At 71.7% G+C, this 16839-nt stretch carries 11 protein-coding genes; 7 read left to right on the top strand and 4 right to left on the bottom strand.

The window, feature by feature from the left end:
* Positions 1-157: 157 nt before the first annotated feature.
* On the bottom strand, positions 158-2632 hold the full coding sequence (locus tag ACZ6CV_RS17950; RefSeq protein WP_469251732.1) for a D-alanyl-D-alanine carboxypeptidase family protein: 2475 nt from the start codon (positions 2630-2632) through the stop codon (positions 158-160).
* Positions 2633-2852: 220 nt separating this feature from the next.
* Here ACZ6CV_RS17950 and ACZ6CV_RS17955 point away from each other — a divergent pair, with 220 nt between their 5' ends.
* The 3 genes from ACZ6CV_RS17955 (at position 2853) to ACZ6CV_RS17965 (ending at position 5308) form a co-directional block, all read left to right on the top strand.
* The gene (locus ACZ6CV_RS17955) at positions 2853-3617 is read left to right on the top strand and encodes a GOLPH3/VPS74 family protein (protein ID WP_355807695.1); all 765 of its coding nucleotides are present in this window, start codon (positions 2853-2855) and stop codon (positions 3615-3617) included.
* Positions 3618-4005: 388 nt separating this feature from the next.
* Entirely contained in the window at positions 4006-4863 is an 858-nt protein-coding gene (locus tag ACZ6CV_RS17960; protein WP_362372615.1) for a helix-turn-helix domain-containing protein, read from the top strand.
* 235 nt (positions 4864-5098) lie between these two features.
* Positions 5099-5308 carry a DUF397 domain-containing protein gene (locus ACZ6CV_RS17965; RefSeq protein ID WP_362372613.1) on the top strand — a complete coding sequence of 70 codons (210 nt, stop codon included), beginning with the start codon at positions 5099-5101 and terminating at the stop codon, positions 5306-5308.
* Between the two features lie 147 nt (positions 5309-5455).
* Here the strand turns inward: ACZ6CV_RS17965 and ACZ6CV_RS17970 are convergent, their stop codons facing one another.
* Positions 5456-6295 (bottom strand): hypothetical protein, encoded by an 840-nt coding sequence (locus ACZ6CV_RS17970; protein ID WP_469251733.1) that lies wholly within the window; start codon positions 6293-6295, stop codon positions 5456-5458.
* A gap of 90 nt (positions 6296-6385) precedes the next feature.
* Here ACZ6CV_RS17970 and ACZ6CV_RS17975 point away from each other — a divergent pair, with 90 nt between their 5' ends.
* Both ACZ6CV_RS17975 and ACZ6CV_RS17980 read left to right on the top strand, forming a co-directional pair.
* Positions 6386-7180, top strand: a complete 795-nt coding sequence (locus tag ACZ6CV_RS17975; RefSeq protein WP_469251734.1) for an SDR family oxidoreductase — start codon at positions 6386-6388, stop codon at positions 7178-7180.
* 266 nt (positions 7181-7446) lie between these two features.
* Entirely contained in the window at positions 7447-9018 is a 1572-nt protein-coding gene (locus ACZ6CV_RS17980) for a sodium:solute symporter family protein (RefSeq protein ID WP_469251735.1), read from the top strand.
* Positions 9019-9485: 467 nt separating this feature from the next.
* Here ACZ6CV_RS17980 and ACZ6CV_RS17985 read toward each other — a convergent pair whose 3' ends face one another.
* Positions 9486-10607 carry an ADP-ribosylglycohydrolase family protein gene (locus tag ACZ6CV_RS17985; protein ID WP_469251736.1) on the bottom strand — a complete coding sequence of 374 codons (1122 nt, stop codon included), beginning with the start codon at positions 10605-10607 and terminating at the stop codon, positions 9486-9488.
* Positions 10608-11025: 418 nt separating this feature from the next.
* Between ACZ6CV_RS17985 and ACZ6CV_RS17990 the strand changes: the two genes are divergently transcribed.
* Positions 11026-12456 carry an FG-GAP and VCBS repeat-containing protein gene (locus ACZ6CV_RS17990; RefSeq protein WP_469251737.1) on the top strand — a complete coding sequence of 477 codons (1431 nt, stop codon included), beginning with the start codon at positions 11026-11028 and terminating at the stop codon, positions 12454-12456.
* Positions 12457-12578: 122 nt separating this feature from the next.
* Positions 12579-13988: an FG-GAP-like repeat-containing protein gene (locus ACZ6CV_RS17995; RefSeq protein ID WP_469251738.1), complete on the top strand. Its 1410-nt coding sequence runs from the start codon at positions 12579-12581 to the stop codon at positions 13986-13988.
* 142 nt (positions 13989-14130) lie between these two features.
* Here ACZ6CV_RS17995 and ACZ6CV_RS18000 read toward each other — a convergent pair whose 3' ends face one another.
* Positions 14131-16752, bottom strand: coding sequence for a bifunctional FO biosynthesis protein CofGH (locus tag ACZ6CV_RS18000; RefSeq protein ID WP_469251739.1), 2622 nt, complete (start codon positions 16750-16752; stop codon positions 14131-14133).
* Between the last annotated feature and the right edge of the window lie 87 nt (positions 16753-16839).

A 16839-nucleotide genomic window follows, 5' to 3' on the forward strand; every position in this document is an offset into this window, starting at 1 on the left:
GTCCGTGCCGACGAGAGTTCGTCCCGGAACACTCGTCCTCCGCCCCGGCGTACTACCCCCCGAGTTTGTGACGCTAGCACGCAGCCGCGAGGGGCGGCCCCGGGTGGGGCCTCCCCTCGCGGTCGCGCGCCAGGTCTTCGCGGGTGTCCTTCGAGGGTCAGCCGACGCGGGTCAGCTTGGCGCCGAGCCCCGGCTCGCTCAGGCTCTTCTGCAGCGCGACCGGCACCTCGACGGCGTCGCCCTTGCCCTTGCCGTCACCGACGTGCAGGACGCCGACCACGGTGCCGGCCTTCGCGGTGTGCGGGACGGTCCTGCCCTTCTCCTCGTCGAGCATCAGCTTGACGGTGAGGCCGGACCAGCCCACCGCGGAGACGTCCTTGGTGGCGACGACGGGGGTCGTGCCGCCCAGGCCGTCGTCGACCTGGCCGACGACGGTCCCCTTCTTCACGACGGTCTTGGCGGTCAGCGCACCCTGCCCGGCCTCGATGAGCTTGCGGGTGACCCCGGTGACCTCGTCGATGTTGGCGACGCCGTTCTTGCCGTACTGGCCGAGGGCGGCGCCGATGATCGTCTGCTTCTTGCCGCCGACCTGCTTCTCCGCGGCGAAGAGGATGTTGCCGCCGGCCGCGGTGGTGGTGCCGGTCTTGATGCCGACGGCGATGCTCGGGACGAGGCCGAAGAAGTTCCGCTGCTTGTCGCCGTTGAGGTCGACGTAGCTGGGCTGCCGGGAGATCTCGTTGAAGACGGGGTTCTCCATCGCGGCACGGCCGAGCTTCACGAGGTCCTCGGCGGTCGAGACGGTGGTCTTGTCCAGGCCGCTGGGGTCCGTGTAGTGGGTGTTCTTCATGCCCAGTTCCTTGGCCGTCTTGTTCATCTTCGCGACGAACGCGTCCTCGGAGTCGCTCTTGGTGTCCCAGCGGGCGAGGAGCTTGGCGACGTTGTTCGCCGACGGGAGCATGACCGCCTGGAGGGCCTCGTACTGACGGATCTTCTGGCCCTCGGTGACCTTGACGACGGACTCGTTGGCCGGCTTGCCGGTCTCGTAGTGCTTCTGCGCGGCGGCGTCGACGGGGATCTCCGGCCCCTTCTGGCCCGGCTTCATCGGGTGGTCGCGCAGGATCAGGTAGACCGTCATGACCTTCGCGATGCTCGCGATCGGCACGGGCTTCTGGTCACCGGACGTACCGAAGGTGCCGATGCCGTTGACGTCCATCGCGGCCTGGCCCTGGCCCGGCCACGGGATGGACGGCTTGCCGCCGTCGAACGAGACGCTCTCCTCGGCGGTGAGCTTCAGGGTCGGCGACGGCAGCGGCCGCACGGCCTGTACGACCGCAAAGACGACGATCAGGAGCAGCACCAGCGGCGTCCAGATCTTGACCCGGCGCACGGCGGTGCGGACGGGCGTCTCGGGCGGCGGCGGGGTGTTGGTCAGCTCGGCGAGCAGGTCGATGGGCGGCTTGGGCGGCAGCGGCTGCTGGGTGGTGCGTTCCACTGGCGGGGGCGCCTGGGGGGTGGCGGCCGGGGCGGGGGTCGTCGTGCCCGCGGCACCTGCGGCGCCGGTGGCTGCGGCTGCTCCCGTGGCCTTGGGGGTGGCCTTAGGTGCCGGCTTCGGCTCCTCGGCGGGGGTGGCCCTCGGGGTGCCCTTGGGGGCGGTCTTGGGGGCCGTCCTGGGGGTGGCCGTCTTCGCGGACGGCTCGTCGAGCGGCTTCAGGGCGACGAACTTGCTGGTCCGCTCGGCGTCGCTCTCCGGCGCACCGGTTCCCTTCGCCGCCGCACCCTTTGCAGAGTCCTTTGCGGTGCCCTTTGCACTCTCGCCTTCGGCGCTCTTCTGGTCGCCGATCTTGAGCATGGTGGTGGGCTGGTCGACGTCCTTGCCGGGCTGCTTGACCGGGCCCTTGGCGGCGTCCTTCGCGGGCAGCGCCTTGAAGACCGCGGTGGCCTGGTCGACGCCGGTGGACCGGGACTTGGTCTTGGCGTCGTCGGTGGACTTGGCGTCGTCGGCCGGGGTCTCGTCCTCGGCCGGGGTCACGTCGGCCGGAGTCTCCTCGGCCGGGGCGTCGTCCTTCACGGGGCCCTTGGCGGCGTCCTTCGGGGGCAGCGCCTTGAAGACCGCGGTCGCCTTGTCGCCGCCGGGGGACTTGGCGTCGTCGGTGGACTTGGCGTCGTCGTCGGCCGGGGTCTCGCCCTTGGCCGGCGACTCGTCCTCGGCGTCGTCCGCCGCAGAAGCGTCACTGCCCGGGGCCTCGGCTGCCGCCTCGTCCTCCGGCTCGTCCGAGGTCGCGACCCACGCCGCCACCACGTCCCGCAGCCGCGCGTCGCCGTTCGCCTCCCCCTTGGGGGCGGCCTCACCCTTGGCCTCCGACGCGGACTTCACGTCGCCCTCGTCCGCCCCGGACTCCGGCTCCGCGTCCTCGCCGGAACCGGTCGCCTCCTCGGCGACGTCCTTCGTCGAGAAGACCGCGGTAGCGGTGTCCTCCCGCACCTGCGGCGTCTCGCGGGTCATCGCGAGGCGCGGGTCCCGTTCCTCCGGCGCCGACTCGGAAGAGTCCGCCGTAGTCGGGTTCCCCGACGACTTCCGCTGCTTCGACCTGTCGGGGGTCTCGCCCGCCACCGATGCCTCCTCGTACGCCATGCCGTATGCCGATGCTGAATGCTTGCCGTGTGCTGGCCGTGCGCCAAATCCGGCCGGACCCCACTGTCCGAACCGTGTACCAGTGTCCTGTGTGAGGGCTTAACCCCCGTGGTAGACGAGAACGACATACCTACTGGTTCCCGTACATCCCGCCCACGCGCTCTCGACAGACCAATGTGAGAGGGGTCACCCTGTCATTCATCCACGCGGGGAGGCATGGATGGGCAGGAGCCGCAGAACAATTCCGGAGGAGCTTCTGCTGCTCGCTTTGGACCCGGCCACGGGTACCACGGCGCAGCCGCAGTCGCTCGACCTCGGTCTGGCCGGAGCACAGCTAGTGGAGCTGGCGCTGGCCGGACGGATAGCCCCTGACGGGGATCGTATCGCCGTGGTGATGCCACGGCCGACCGGAGATCCGACTCTGGACTCCGCACTGGAACTGCTGCGCAGGCGCGGCAGCCCGGTCCGGGCGGTCCACTGGATCGGCGGGCCCCGACTGGGGCTGCGCCAGATTTACCTCGCGCACCTGGAGCGGTGCGGCATGGTGCATGCCGTGTCGGGCCAGATGTGCGGAGTACTGCCGACGACTCGCTACCAGGCGACGGACACGGCGATCAGCAGGGACATCAGGTCCCGGCTCGACAGTGCGATCCGCACCGGTGTACCGCCGGACCCGCGGACCGCGGCGCTCGCCGCGCTGGCCCACGCGGTCGGTCTCGGCAAGCACCTCTACCCCGGGAACGAGGGGCGTTCATCGCGCTCCCGGCTCCGGGATCTCATCAGGCACGACCCGATGGGCGGCCTCGTGGCGCACGCCGTGATGGACGTCCAGAACGGCGTCGCGGCCCAGCCGCGCCGCAGCGCCGCACCGGCGGGCCCGCCCGGGCCGGGCGGTGGCAGGCAGCCGGCCAGGGCGACAGCGGACCCCGGCGGGGTGCCACTGCAGCCGCGCCGCGGATCCATGGCACGCGCGGTCGCGCACTGATCCAGGTACCGCACCACCCGCGCGCGACCGATCGGCAGCACACCGCTCAGCACCACCGCACCATCCGCTCAGCACCACCGCATCACCCGCACCACCCGCATCACTCGCACCAACCGCACCAGCGCCGCGCCGCAGTCCCCCAGACCCGGTTCGGGAGCCGCTGGGCCGCGCGGGGCGGGGTGCCGGACCGTCCGGACGACGACACCCCGGCATTTCCGTCCCGCGCGGCCGCTCGCGACCGGGCGCCGCAGGGCAGGGCCGTACCCCCACGCACCCGTCCTCACGTCCGCATATCCGCTGTTTCCCAGCGGTGCCGGCCTCGTTGGTGGCACTCTGCTGAGCAGTAGATACGCAAAACAGAGGCAGGCAAGCCGGAGGTGCACGTCCCGTGGCGTCCAATGTCAATCCCACTGTCAGGCGACGCCGGTTGGGCCAGGAGCTCCGTCGGCTCCGCGAGCTCAAGGGCATGACGGCCGAGGAGGTCGCCGAGCGGCTGCTCGTCTCCCAGTCGAAGATCAGCCGCCTCGAGAACGGCCGCCGCTCCATCAGCCAGCGCGACGTCCGCGACCTGTGCGGTGTCTACGAGGTCGAGGACCACCGCGTCGTCGACTCCCTGATGCAGATGGCCAAGGACTCCCGCCAGCAGGGCTGGTGGCACTCCTTCGGCGACATCCCCTACAGCGTGTACATCGGCCTGGAGACCGACGCGGCGTCGCTGCGCGTGTACGACCCGCAGGTCGTGCCCGGCCTGCTGCAGACCCGCGCGTACGCGGAGGCGCTGGTCACCGGCGCGCTCCCGGAGACCACGCCGACCGACATCGAGAAGCGCGTCCAGGTGCGCATGCGGCGGCAGGACCGCATCGCGGCGCCGGACAACCCGCTGCGCCTGTGGACCGTGCTCGACGAGTCGGCGCTGCGCCGCGTCGTCGGCTCCCGGCACCTCATGCGCGACCAGCTGGAACACCTCGTCGAGCAGTCCCAACTGCCGCACGTGACCGTCCAGGTGATCCCCTTCGAGATGGGCGCGCACCCCGGCCTCAACGGTCAGTACGCGATCCTGGAGTTCCCCGACGCCGCCGACTCCAGCGTGGTCTACATCGAGGGCGTCACCAGCGACCTGTATCTGGAGAAGGCGAACGACGTCCAGCAGTACAGCGTCATGTACGAGCATCTGCGGGCCCAGGCGTTGAACGTGGACCAGTCCCGACAGCTCATCGCCGAGATCTCGAAGGACTACGCCCGCTGATACACGCGGGAATTCCGGGGATTTCCGGGGTCCCCGAGTGAAAGTGCCGCACGGTACACCCTCGCCATGTCGGGGCGGAAGACCCCCCTGGTATATGCCATCCGGTCGAGTGAACGACCCCTTCACGCCACGATGTTGGCGAGTAGCGTCATTCACGCCATCGAGCAAGAGCGTTGGCGCGAGCCGCAGCGATGCGGTGTCAGCTACTCGTCGACTGGAAAGACCGGAGCAGAACATGGCAATTCAGCAGGGTGCCTCGCACACGTGGGTCAAGTCCTCGTACTCCACCGGCAACGGCGCGTGCGTCGAGGTCAAGTCGCCCCTCGCGCAGGGCATTTCCGTGCGCGACTCGAAGGTGGCCGAGGGCCCGGTCCTCGCCTTCCCCGCCGCGTCGTGGAACGCGTTCGTCAGCGAGGTGAGCAGGGGGGCTGCCGACCTCGCGTGAGACTGCCACGGACCCCGCACGAACAACCGCACAGGCACCACCGTATGAGCCCTCTCGACTGGCCCGCCGTCCCGGCCGAGGGGGCTCGGCTTTACCCCCCGCCGACCACCCGCCGCCCCTACCCCCTCACCCCTCGCCCCGGGGACGTCAGCGCAGCTGATCGACGTACGTGTCCGTCCCCGGCACGGTCGGAATGAACGGCGCCACCAGCTCCACCCGCCCGAGCCCCGACTCCGCCACCGCCTCCCCGCGCCCGGCGAAGTGCTCCTCCCAGCACTCCCGCGGGTCCGCCTGCAGGAACCAGAGCAGGGTCAGCCGGGTGTCCACGCCCTCGACCTGCTTCACGTACGTCATCCGGTCCCCCGGCAGCGGCGTCGGACGGAACAGCGTGACCATGGCGGCGGGCGACCCCGCGAGCGCCCGCGGCAGGTGCCGGGCCACCAGCCACTCCAGCAACTGGGCGCGCTGCTCGGGCCCTTCGGCGTCGATGACCTCAAGGACCAGGCCCCGATACGGGTGGTCGAGCGCGTGGAAGTCGCGCGGGCCCGCCGCGCCGTCGCGGTAGACGGTCGCCTCGTGGTCCTGGAAGGCGGTGAAGACGTGGGTGCGGTCGCGGTAGACGCGGCCGTCGCGGTTGAGCCGCCGGTTGATGCCGACGGTCCACTTCATGTGGTCGTCGTAGCGCCCTTGCGTCACCCAGTACGTGGAGAGGTAGCACCCGGCGGTGACCGGCTCGGCGACGGCGGACTTCTCCGGGGCGCGCAGGAGCTGGAGTTCGCGCGTGGCCACCCAGCGGCGCCCCGCGTACATCCAGGGCATGGCCATCGCGCCGGCGTAGTAGTGGTCGTCCTCGTACCAGCGGTTGTACGCGTACTCGTGGCCCGGGTGCGGTTCGACCATGGTGATCAGGGCGTGCCCGGGGTGGACGCCGTAGGGCCCGACGGCGGCCAGCTCGGCGTAGACGTCGCTGCGGGTGTCCTCGCTCATGCTCGGCTCCTGCCTCCCTCTTCCTTCCTCCGGTGGTCGCCCATACTCTGACGCCCCGTCAGCAAAACTGCCAGAGCCGGGAGGCGCCCCATGCCGTCGTCGCTCCTTCAGGGAAAGACCGTCGTCGTCTCGGGCGTCGGCGCCGGGCTCGGCAACCAGGTCGCGGCGGCCGTGGTGCGCGACGGCGGGAACGCCGTGCTCGGGGCGCGCACGGAGGCGAACCTCGCCAAGACCGCCGCCGAGATCGACCCCGAGGGCGCCCGCACCGCCTTCCGGGTCACCGACATCACCGACGAGCGGCAGTGCGAGGCCCTCGCGGCGCTGGCCGGGGAACGCTTCGGCGGGATCGACGCGGTGGTCCATGTCGCCGCGTGGGACAGCTACTTCGGCGGCCTGGAGGACGCGGACTTCGCCACCTGGGCCCAGGTCATCGACGTCAACCTCCTCGGCTCCCTGCGCATGACGCGGGCCTGCCTGCCCGCACTCAGGGAGCGCACCGGCGGCTCGGTGGTGTTCATCGGGACCCAGTCGGCGATCGCGGCGCCCTCGCAGGTGCGCCAGGCGGCGTACGGGGCGTCGAAGGGGGCGCTGACGTCGGCGATGTACGCGCTGGCGCAGGAGCTGGGGCCGGACCGGATCCGGGTCAACACCGTGCTGCCGGGCTGGATGTGGGGCCCGCCGGTCGAGGCGTACGTCCAGTTCACCGCGCACACCGAGGGCGTACCGGAGGACGAGGTGCGGGACCGCCTCGCGGCGCGCATGGCCCTGCCCGATCTGGCCACGGACGGGGACGTGGCGGATGCGGCGGTGTTCCTGGCGTCGGACCGGGCGCGGTCGATCACGGGGCAGTCGCTGCTGGTCAACGCGGGGGAGATCATGCGGTAACGCTTCGCTGTGATGGGGCGGTTCTTGTTCGGCTGCGGGTTGTGGGTGGCTGAGCGCGCCGTTCCCCGCGCCCCTTACGGGGCGCTTTTTTGTGCCCGGGGCTGACCATGTATGTGAACCTAGGTCAGCAAAGCGAACGATTTTACTTCCTCTTGACCTTGCGGACGGTTGTCGGCACACCGCGCCCGAACCCACGATGAGCGGGCACTTCTGGGCCGCTCTCGTCCCCATCGGCCCGTTCACCAGGCGGACCCCTGGAGGGCCATATGAACAGTCTCGACTGGGCCGTGCTCATCGGCTACTTCGGCGTCATGGTCGCGATCGGCCTGTGGTCCCACAAGCGGGTCGACAACGTCTCCGACTTCTTCACCGCCGGCGGCAAGATGCCCTGGTGGCTGTCCGGCATCTCGCACCACATGTCCGGCTACAGCGCGGTGATGTTCACCGGATACGCGGGAATCGCCTACACCTACGGCGTGACGTCCTTCGTCACCTGGTCCTTCCCCATCGCGCTCGGCATCGCCATCGGCGCGCGCCTCTTCGCCCCCCGCATCAACCGGCTGCGCTCACGACTGCACGTCGCCTCGCCCCTGGAGTACCTGAAGAACCGCTACAACCTGCAGACCCAGCAGGCGCTCGCCTGGTCGGGGATGCTGCTCAAGATCGTGGACGTGGGCGCCAAGTGGGCGGCGATCGCGACCCTGTTGTCGGTCTTCACCGGCGTCTCCCTCAACCAGGGCATTCTCGTCACCGGCGTGATCACGGCGTTCTACTGCACCATCGGCGGGCTGTGGGCCGACGCGCTGACCGAGCTCGGCCAGTTCGTCATCCAACTCCTCGCCGGAGTCGCCATGTTCGTGGCGGTCGTCGGCAGGCTCGGGCCGCACGGCGGCTTCTTCGGCGTGTGGGACGAGCCGGCGCTCGCGGGCCACGGCAAGCCGCTGGTCGGCCCGTACGGCACGGTCTTCCTGCTCGCGTTCCTCTTCATCAAGCTCTTCGAGTACAACGGCGGCATGCTCAACCAGGCGCAGCGGTACATGGCGACCGCCGACGCCAAGGAGGCGGCGCGCTCCGCGAAGCTCTCCGCGGCGCTGTGGCTGGTCTGGCCGGTCGTCCTCTTCTTCCCCATGTGGATGTCGCCGCTGCTCGTCGACGCGAAGAAGCCGGACGGCTCGGACGCGTACGCCCTGATGACCGAACAGCTGCTGCCGCACGGGCTGTTGGGCCTGGTCGTCGTCGGCTTCTTCTCGCACACCATGGCCATGTGCTCCTCCGACGCCAACGCCATCGCCGCGGTCTTCACCCGGGACGTGGCGCCCGCGATGTCCGCGCGGGCCCGGGGCTGGGACGAGCGCGGGGGGCTGCTCGCCGCCCGCCTCACCACGGTGATCTTCCTGGGGCTCTCCATGGCGGTCGCCACGCAGGTGGACTCCCCCACGTTCAAGGACATCATCACGGTGGTCATCAAGTGGGTCGCCGGGCTGATGGGGCCGATCGCGATCCCGATGATGCTGGGTCTGCTGCGTACGTTCCGCAAGTCCGGGCCGACGGCGGCGCTGACCAGTTGGGCGGTCGGGCTCTTCGCCTTCTACCTGGTCAACTATCCGATCGACGACGCGGTCGCTGGCGGGGTCGCCCTCCAGTACCAGGTGTCGATCCCGCTGGCGGTCTCGCTCGTCCTCTTCGTGGTCATCGGCTACGTGAAGCCCGAGGACACGCCGGAGCGGGATGCGCTCATCGAGCGGATCAACACGGATGGCGACGGCTCGGGGGGAGCCGTTGTGCCCACTCCTGCGGAGCCTTGGGACGACGTGGCACCGTCCCCGTCGAAGGACTGACGTAAGGAACGCTGCGGCTTGTCGTGGGCTGAGCGCGCCGTTCCCCGCGCCCCTACGGGGCGCGGCCGACCGGAGTGCCCCGTAAGGGGCGCGAGGAACTGCGCGAGCGGCCAAAGACAAGCCGCGGCCGCATCTGCGGGGAACTCGGCAGACGCGACCGCGGCCCTTCGCGGGCTGAGCGCGCCGTTCCCCGCGCCCCTGCGGGGCACGGCCGGCCGGAGTGCCCCGTCAGGGGCGCGGGGAACTGCGCGAGCGGCCAAAGACAAGCCGCGGCCGCATCTGCGGGGAACTCGGCAGACGCGACCGCGGCTCTTCGCGGGCTGAGCGCGCCGTTCCCCGCGCCCCTTACGGGCGCGGCCGACCGGAGTGCCCCGTCAGGGGCGCGGGGAACTGCGCGAGCAACCAAAGACAAGCCGCAGACGCATCTACGGGGGACCCGGCAGACGCGACCGCGGCTCTTCGCGGGGCTACCCCCGGGGGTAGCGGGTCAGCCAGCCCGGGGAGGGGAGGCCGGGGCCGTGCAGGGCGGGGCCCTGGGTCATTTCCATGGCGAAGTCGTCCGCGAGTTCGAGGATCGTGGGGCGGCCCTCCAGCTCCGTGAGCCACCCCGGCGGCAACGCGGTCTCCCCGTGCAACGCCCCCAGCAGGGCCCCGCACAACGCACCACACGCGGCCGACGCCCCACCGTGGTTGACGGCGAGCCGCAGCCCGTGCCGGATGTCCTCGCCGACCAGGGCGCAGTACACGGCGACGGCCAGCGCGCCCTCCGCCGTCCCCTCGTCCGCGTCGAGCTCCGCGACCCGCGCCGGGGTCGGCATGCCCTGCCGTACGGCGCCCAGCGCGTGCCGGAGCGCGTCGGTGACGGGCTGGTGGCCGGGGCGGGCGGCCAGCAGGGCCAGGCACCGCTGGATCGCCCCGTCCAGCGACTCCCCGCGGGCAAGCCCGTGCACGATCACGGCGTGCGCCCCGGCCGCCAGATACGCGGTGGGGTGGCCGTGGGTCTGGACGGCACACTCGACAGCGAGCTGCAGCACGAGCTGCGGCTCCCAGCCGACGAGCAGCCCGAAGGGCGCGGACCTGACGGCCGCCTCGGGGCCGCTCTCGTCCGGGTTCTTGGGGGTGTCCAGGGTGCCCATGACCGTGTTGCCGAGCCCGAGCAGACAGGCGCGGGCCGGACCGCGCCGCGCGTACAGCCACTCCTCGCGGGCCAGCCAGCCGTCCTCCGCGCGCCGCTCGTCGGGCCCCCAGTCGCTCTGGGTGGCGGCCCAGCGGCGGTAGGCGCGGAACAGATCGGTCGGCGGGTGCCAGGCGCCGGTGTCGCGGCGCACCTGGGCGCGGATGAGCCCGTCGACGGTGAAGAGGGTGAGCTGGGTGGCGGCGGTGACGGCGCCGCGCCTGCCGTACGCGGGGGCCGGCTCGGCGAGGCCCTCGGCGCCGTGGGCCTCACGTATCGCGTCGAGGGTGAGGCCGTCGACGGGCGCGCCCAGGGCGTCGCCGACGGCGGCGCCGAGGAGGGTGCCGCGCACCCGGCTGCGGAAGTCCTGCTGCTCGGCGCGGCCCCAGACGCCGGTGGCTGCTGCGGTCCCCACGCGGGCCTCCCTCCGTGCAGTGACGTCCTCGACGTGCGGTGACGTCCTCGACGCGCCTCGACCGGTTGCGACTTTGCAGCACTGTAATCGACCGCGAACGATCGATTCAGTCGCCAAGTGGAATGCGAAGAGTCGCCCGCGAGGCGGCTTTTGAACGACGTTCACCGGAGCTTCGCAGTTGCTACGGAATCCGCCATTCCGCGGACCGGGGAAGGCCGCCGACCACCGGGAACGCGAAGTACCCGCGAACACCGCCGAGTTCGCACCACCCACCGGCGAACCCCGCCACCCCCGAGGTGAACAGCGGGCGTCACCCGTCAAACGTCCGGATCACGTAACGGAGTTCATGGTGCAGACAACCATCGTCCATGAGCGCCTGTCTCCCCCTACGTCACAGACGTTCCCGACAGGAGGACCCGTGCCCCGCCGCACACTCATCAGCGCCGTCGCCGTCGTCGCGCTGACCGCACCTCTCGCCGTCTCCGTCACCGCCGGAACCGCGGCCGCGGCCCCGCGGCCGCCCCGCACCCCGGTCACCGACTTCGACCACGACGGATACGCCGACCTCGCCGTCGCCGCGCCGCACGGCACCGTCGACGGCGTCGAGGGCGCGGGCTACCTCTCCATCGTGTACGGCACCGCCTCCGGACCCGGCACCGAGCGCCACCAGCGCATCAGCCGCGCCACCGAGGGCGTCCCCGGCGAGCTCCGGGGCACGTTCGCCTTCGGGTACCAGACGGTCCCCGCCGACCTCGACGCCGACGGCTACACCGACCTGCTCGTGACCGGCGGCGACGACAGCGGCAACAAGGCGACCGTCCTGTGGGGCTCGGCCTCCGGCCTGACCGGCGCGGACACCCTCCTGCCGCACGAGAACTCCGAGTTCGCCACCGGCGACTTCAACGGCGACGGCAAGCGCGACCTGGTCGTCAACGACGTACCGAGCGACGACCCCGACGTCTCCGGGATGACCATCCAGTACGGCCCGCTCACCCGCGCCGGAAAGCCCGCGTCCAAGGACAGCGTCGTCACGAGCGACGGGCCCACCGGACTGCGCTCCTTCATCACCGGCGACCTGACCGGCGACGGCGTCGACGACATCGTCACCACGCACGGCTTCGAGGAGATGACGCACGACGCCCGCTTCTTCAAGGGCGGCCGCGGCGGTGTCAGCCACAGCTCCAGCACGCTCGGCACGGCCTACAGCGGCACCGTCGGCGACGTCGACGGCGACGGGTACGGCGACCTGATCACCCGCGACATCGGCAGCGTCACCGAGGTCATCGACTCCGCCCCGGGCAGCATCACGATCCAGTACGGCAGCCCGGCCGGGCCGACCGACGCGCGCAAGAAGGTCATCACCCAGGCCACCGCGGGCGTCCCCGGGGCCAGTGAGGACGACGACGCGTTCGGCGCCTCCCTCGCCGCGGCCGACGTGGACGGCGACGGCAGGGCCGAGGTCGCCGTCGGCGTGCCCGGCGAGAGCCTCGACGCGAGCACCGGCACCGGTGCGGTCGTCCTGCTCAAGGGCGCGTCCAAGGCCGCGGGCGGCATGACGGGCAAGGGCGCCGTCGCCTACAACCAGACCACCCCCGGAGTGCCGGGCGTCGCCGAGGCCGGCGACGACTTCGGCCGCCAGGTGCTCCTCACCGACCTGAACAAGGACGGCCGCGCGGACCTGACCGCCGCGGCCCCCGGCGAGGACGGCACCTTCACCGACTCGGGCGCCCTGTGGAACCTCTACGGCTCCACGGGCGGCCTGACCACCACCGGCGCGGGCACGCTCGCCCCGGCGAAGCTCGGCGACCCCGAGAAGGGCGCCAAGTTCGGTCACCGGCTCGCCGGCTGACCACCGCACCACCCCGCAACCGCACCACCACTCGACCACCTGACCACCTGACCCGCGTCGGTCACGTGGCCCACCGGCCACGTGACCACGTGACCACACGACACGATCTCTCTGGAGGATCAGTGCGCCGCTCTCTCATCACCGCCGTGGCCGTCGCCTCGCTCACGGCGCCGCTCGCCCTCGCCACCGCGGGGACCGCCTCCGCCGCGCCCACGCCGCCGAAGGCCCCGATCACCGACTTCAACCACGACGGCTACGCCGACCTCGCCATAGCGGCCCCGGGCAACTACGACAACGATGTCCCGGGCAGCGTCTCGGTCGTCTACGGCTCGGCCAACGGCCCGGACAAGGCGCACGCCGTCACCATCAGCCGCGCCACCGCCGGCGTACCCGGCTCCGCGGCCGACGGCGGCCACTTCGGCAACCAGACGGCCGCCGCCGACCTCGACGGCGACGGCTACACCGACCTCGTGGTCAACGGCGGCAAGAAGGCCGTCGTCCTGTGGGGCTCCGCCCAGGGCCTCTCCGGCACGGGCAGCGTCGAGCTGGACTCGAACGGCGCGCACGTCACCGCCGGCGACTTCAACGGCGACGGCAAGCGGGACCTGGTCACGGCCGAGTACCCGGAGCCCGAGGACCCGATGGACAACGACGACGCGGGCATGACCATCGCGTACGGCCCGTTCAAGCGGGACGGCAAGGCCGCGAGCAGCCAGCAGGTCGTCACCAGCCAGACGTTCGGCCCCGGCGACTTCGTCGCGGGCGACGTGAGCGGTGACGGCATCGACGACATCGTCTCCAGCCACGGCTTCGAGGAGATGGCGTACAAGAGCCAGCTCTGGAAGGGCGGCAAGGACGGCGTGGCCACCACCTCGCAGAAGCTCGTGCCCTCCGTCGGCGGCGCGGTCGCGGACATCGACGGCGACGGCTACGGCGACTTCGTCACCCGCGACATCGGCGACAACTTCGAGGACATGCCCTCCCAGAAGGGCGCGATCATCGTCCGCTACGGCGCGGCCTCCGGCCTCTCGGACCGCACCACGAAGATCAACCAGGACAGCGCGGGCGTGCCCGGCGCCGGTGAGGCGGGCGACGAGTTCGGCTCCGCCATCAGCGCGGGAGACGTGAACGGCGACGGCTTCGCCGACGTGGCCGTCGGCGTCCCCGGCGAGGACATCGAGACCACCGCCGACGCCGGCAGCGTCGTCCTGCTCAAGGGCTCCCGCACCGGCCTGACCGGCACCGGCTCGCAGGCCTTCGACCAGTCCAAGCCCGGTGTCCCCGGCGCCTCCGAGAAGGGCGACAAGTTCGGCGGCGCGGTCCTGCTGTCCGACCCGAACAAGGACGGCAAGGCCGACCTGACGGTGGCCGCGGCCGACGAGGACGGCGACGTCGCGAACACCGGTGCGGTCTGGCACCTGCGCGGCTCCGCGGCCGGCCTCACCACCACCGGCATCGACTCGTTCGGCCCGGCGGCGATCGGCGCCCCGGCGACGGCCGGCGTCCGCTTCGGTGCCGGCCTGACCGGCTGACCTGCGCGTCACCCGGACAACCCGAGTAACCCGTAGGGCCTGAGCAACCGGTAGAACCCGCAGAACCCGTAGGGCCCTCAGAACCAGTCGGCGCCCGCGAGCGAACCTGCTCGCGGGCGCCGTCGTGTGCGCGGTGCTCGGCTCAGGGCTCGAGCACCGGCAGCAGCTCCGGCAGATGGCCGTCCGACGCGGCGGCGGCCCGCTGCCGCTCCTGCGGCACCTCCCCGTACAGCGTGGTCCGCGGCCTGGCCGGGCGGCCCGCCGCCTCCGCGATGGCGACGAGGTCCTCGATCGAGCGGTACGAGCCGTAACTGGAGCCGGCCATCCGGGAGATGGTCTCCTCCATCAGCGTGCCGCCGAGGTCGTTCGCGCCGGACCGCAGCATCTCCGCGGCGCCCTCCTGGCCCAGCTTCACCCAGCTGGTCTGGATGTTGGGGATGTGCGGGTGCAGCAGGACGCGCGCCATCGCCGTCACCGCGCGGTTGTCGCGGGTGGTCGGGCCCGGCCGGGCGATGCCCGCGAGGTAGACGGGCGCGTTGGTGTGGATGAAGGGGAGCGTCACGAACTCCGTGAAGCCGCCGGTCTCCTGCTGGATGGCGGCCAGGGTGCGGAAGTGGCCGAGCCAGTGCCGGGGCTGGTCCACGTGCCCGTACATCATCGTCGAGCTGGAGCGGATGCCCAGCTCGTGCGCGGTCTTGACCACCTCGATCCAGGTGGCCGTCGGCAGCTTGCCCTTGGTGAGGATCCAGCGGACCTCGTCGTCGAGGATCTCGGCGGCCGTGCCCGGGATCGAGCCGAGGCCCGCCTCCTTGGCCGCGCTCAGCCACTCCCGGATGGAGAGGCCGGTCCTGGTCGCGCCGTTGACGACCTCCATCGGCGAGAAGGCGTGCACGTGCATGCCCGGCACCCGCTCCTTCACCGCGCGGGCGATGTCGAAGTACGCGGTGCCCGGCAGATCAGGGTGGATGCCGCCCTGCATGCAGACCTCGACCGCGCCGACGTCCCAGGCCTGCGCGGCCCGGTCGGCGACCTGGTCCAGGGAGAGCGTGTAGGCGTCCGCGTCGGTCCTGCGCTGGGCGAAGGCGCAGAAGCGGCAGCCGGTGTAACAGACGTTGGTGAAGTTGATGTTGCGGGTGACGATGTACGTGACGTCGTCGCCGTTGACCGTCTTGCGGATGTCGTCGGCGACGGAGCACAGCGCGTCGAGCGCGGGCCCGTCGGCGTGCAGCAGGGCGAGGGCCTCGTCGTCGGTGAGCTTCGTCGGGTCGTCGGCGGCCTGCCTGAGCGCGGCCCGTACGTCGCCGTCGATGCGGGACGGCACCATGCCGGGCGCGGCCTGCTCGCGCAGCGCCTCCCAGTCCCCGTACACCTCGTCGAAGTCGTCGCGCCGGTCGCCGGTGCGGCCCTCGGTGTCGATGGTGCGGTGCAGGTCGGTGCGGCCGGAGGCGGCGACGTACCCCTCGTCGGGCTCCTGCCAGGGGTGGCCCTCGACCGTGGCGTCGGGCCGGGCGAGGCCGGTCTCAGGGTCGGCGAGCGCGCGCACGTGCGGCAGCAGGCGCGGGTCGAGCCAGGGCTCGCCGCGCCGCACGAACTCCGGGTAGACGCAGAGCCGTTCGGCGAGCCGGAAGCCCGCGGCGGCGGACCGCTCGGCGAGCTCGTCCAGCCGGGGCCAGGGCTTCTCGGGGTTGACGTGGTCGATGGTGACCGGCGAGACGCCACCCCAGTCGTCGATGCCGGCGCCGATGAGCCGCTCGTACTCGCCGGCGATCAGGTTCGGCGGCGCCTGCAGATTGCCGGCCGGGCCCATGATGTGCCGGGCGACGGCGATGGTGGCGACCAGGTCGTCGATCTCGGCGTCGGGCATGCCGCGCATCGCCGTGTCCGGCTTGGCGCGGAAGTTCTGGATGATCAGTTCCTGGATGCCGTGGTACGACCGCGCGACGCGGCGCAGCGCGAACAGCGCGTCGGCCCGCTCCTCGTACGTCTCGCCGATGCCGATGAGCAGCCCGCTGGTGAACGGCACGGACGAGCGGCCCGCGTCCTCCAACACCCGCAGCCGCACGGCCGGTTCCTTGTCGGGCGAGCCGTGATGCGGCTGCCCCGGCTCCGACCACAGCCGCGTCGCCGTCGTCTCCAGCATCATGCCCATGCTGGGCGCGACGGGCTTGAGCCGCTGGAAGTCCGTCCAGCTCATGACGCCCGGGTTGAGGTGCGGGAGCAGCCCGGTCTCCTCCAGGATGCGGATGGAGATGGCGCGGACGTAGGCGAGGGTGTCGTCGTACCCCTCGGCCTCCAGCCATGCGCGGGCCTCGGGCCAGCGGTCCTCCGGCTTGTCGCCGAGGGTGATGAGGGCTTCCTTGCAGCCCATCGCGGCGCCGCGCCGCGCGACGTCGAGGACCTCGTCCGGGGACATGAACATGCCGTGGCCCTCGCGCCGCAGCTTGCCGGGCACGGTCACGAAGGTGCAGTAGTGGCATTTGTCACGGCAGAGCCGGGTGAGCGGGATGAACACGCTCTTCGAGTACGTGATGACGCCCGGCCGGCCCGCCGCGGCGAGCCCCGCGTCGCGCACCCGCGCCGCGGACGCCGTGAGGTCGTCGAGGTCCGCGCCGCGCGCCTGCAGCAGGACGGCGGCCTCGGCCACGTCGAGCGCGACGCCGTCCCGCGCCCTTCTGAGCGCGCGCCGCATGGCGTTGGCGGTGGGTGGACCGGCGGGCGGTCCGGCGGGTCGTCCGGCCTCCGGGGGCTGCGCGCTGTTGGTCATGTCTCCGAGCATACGAGCGAGAACACCTGCCTCCTACGGAACCTTCCACCTGCACGAACCTGCCCGTACGCACGGGTCACCCGGGCC

Source organism: Streptomyces sp. NPDC041713 (genome assembly GCF_055591085.1).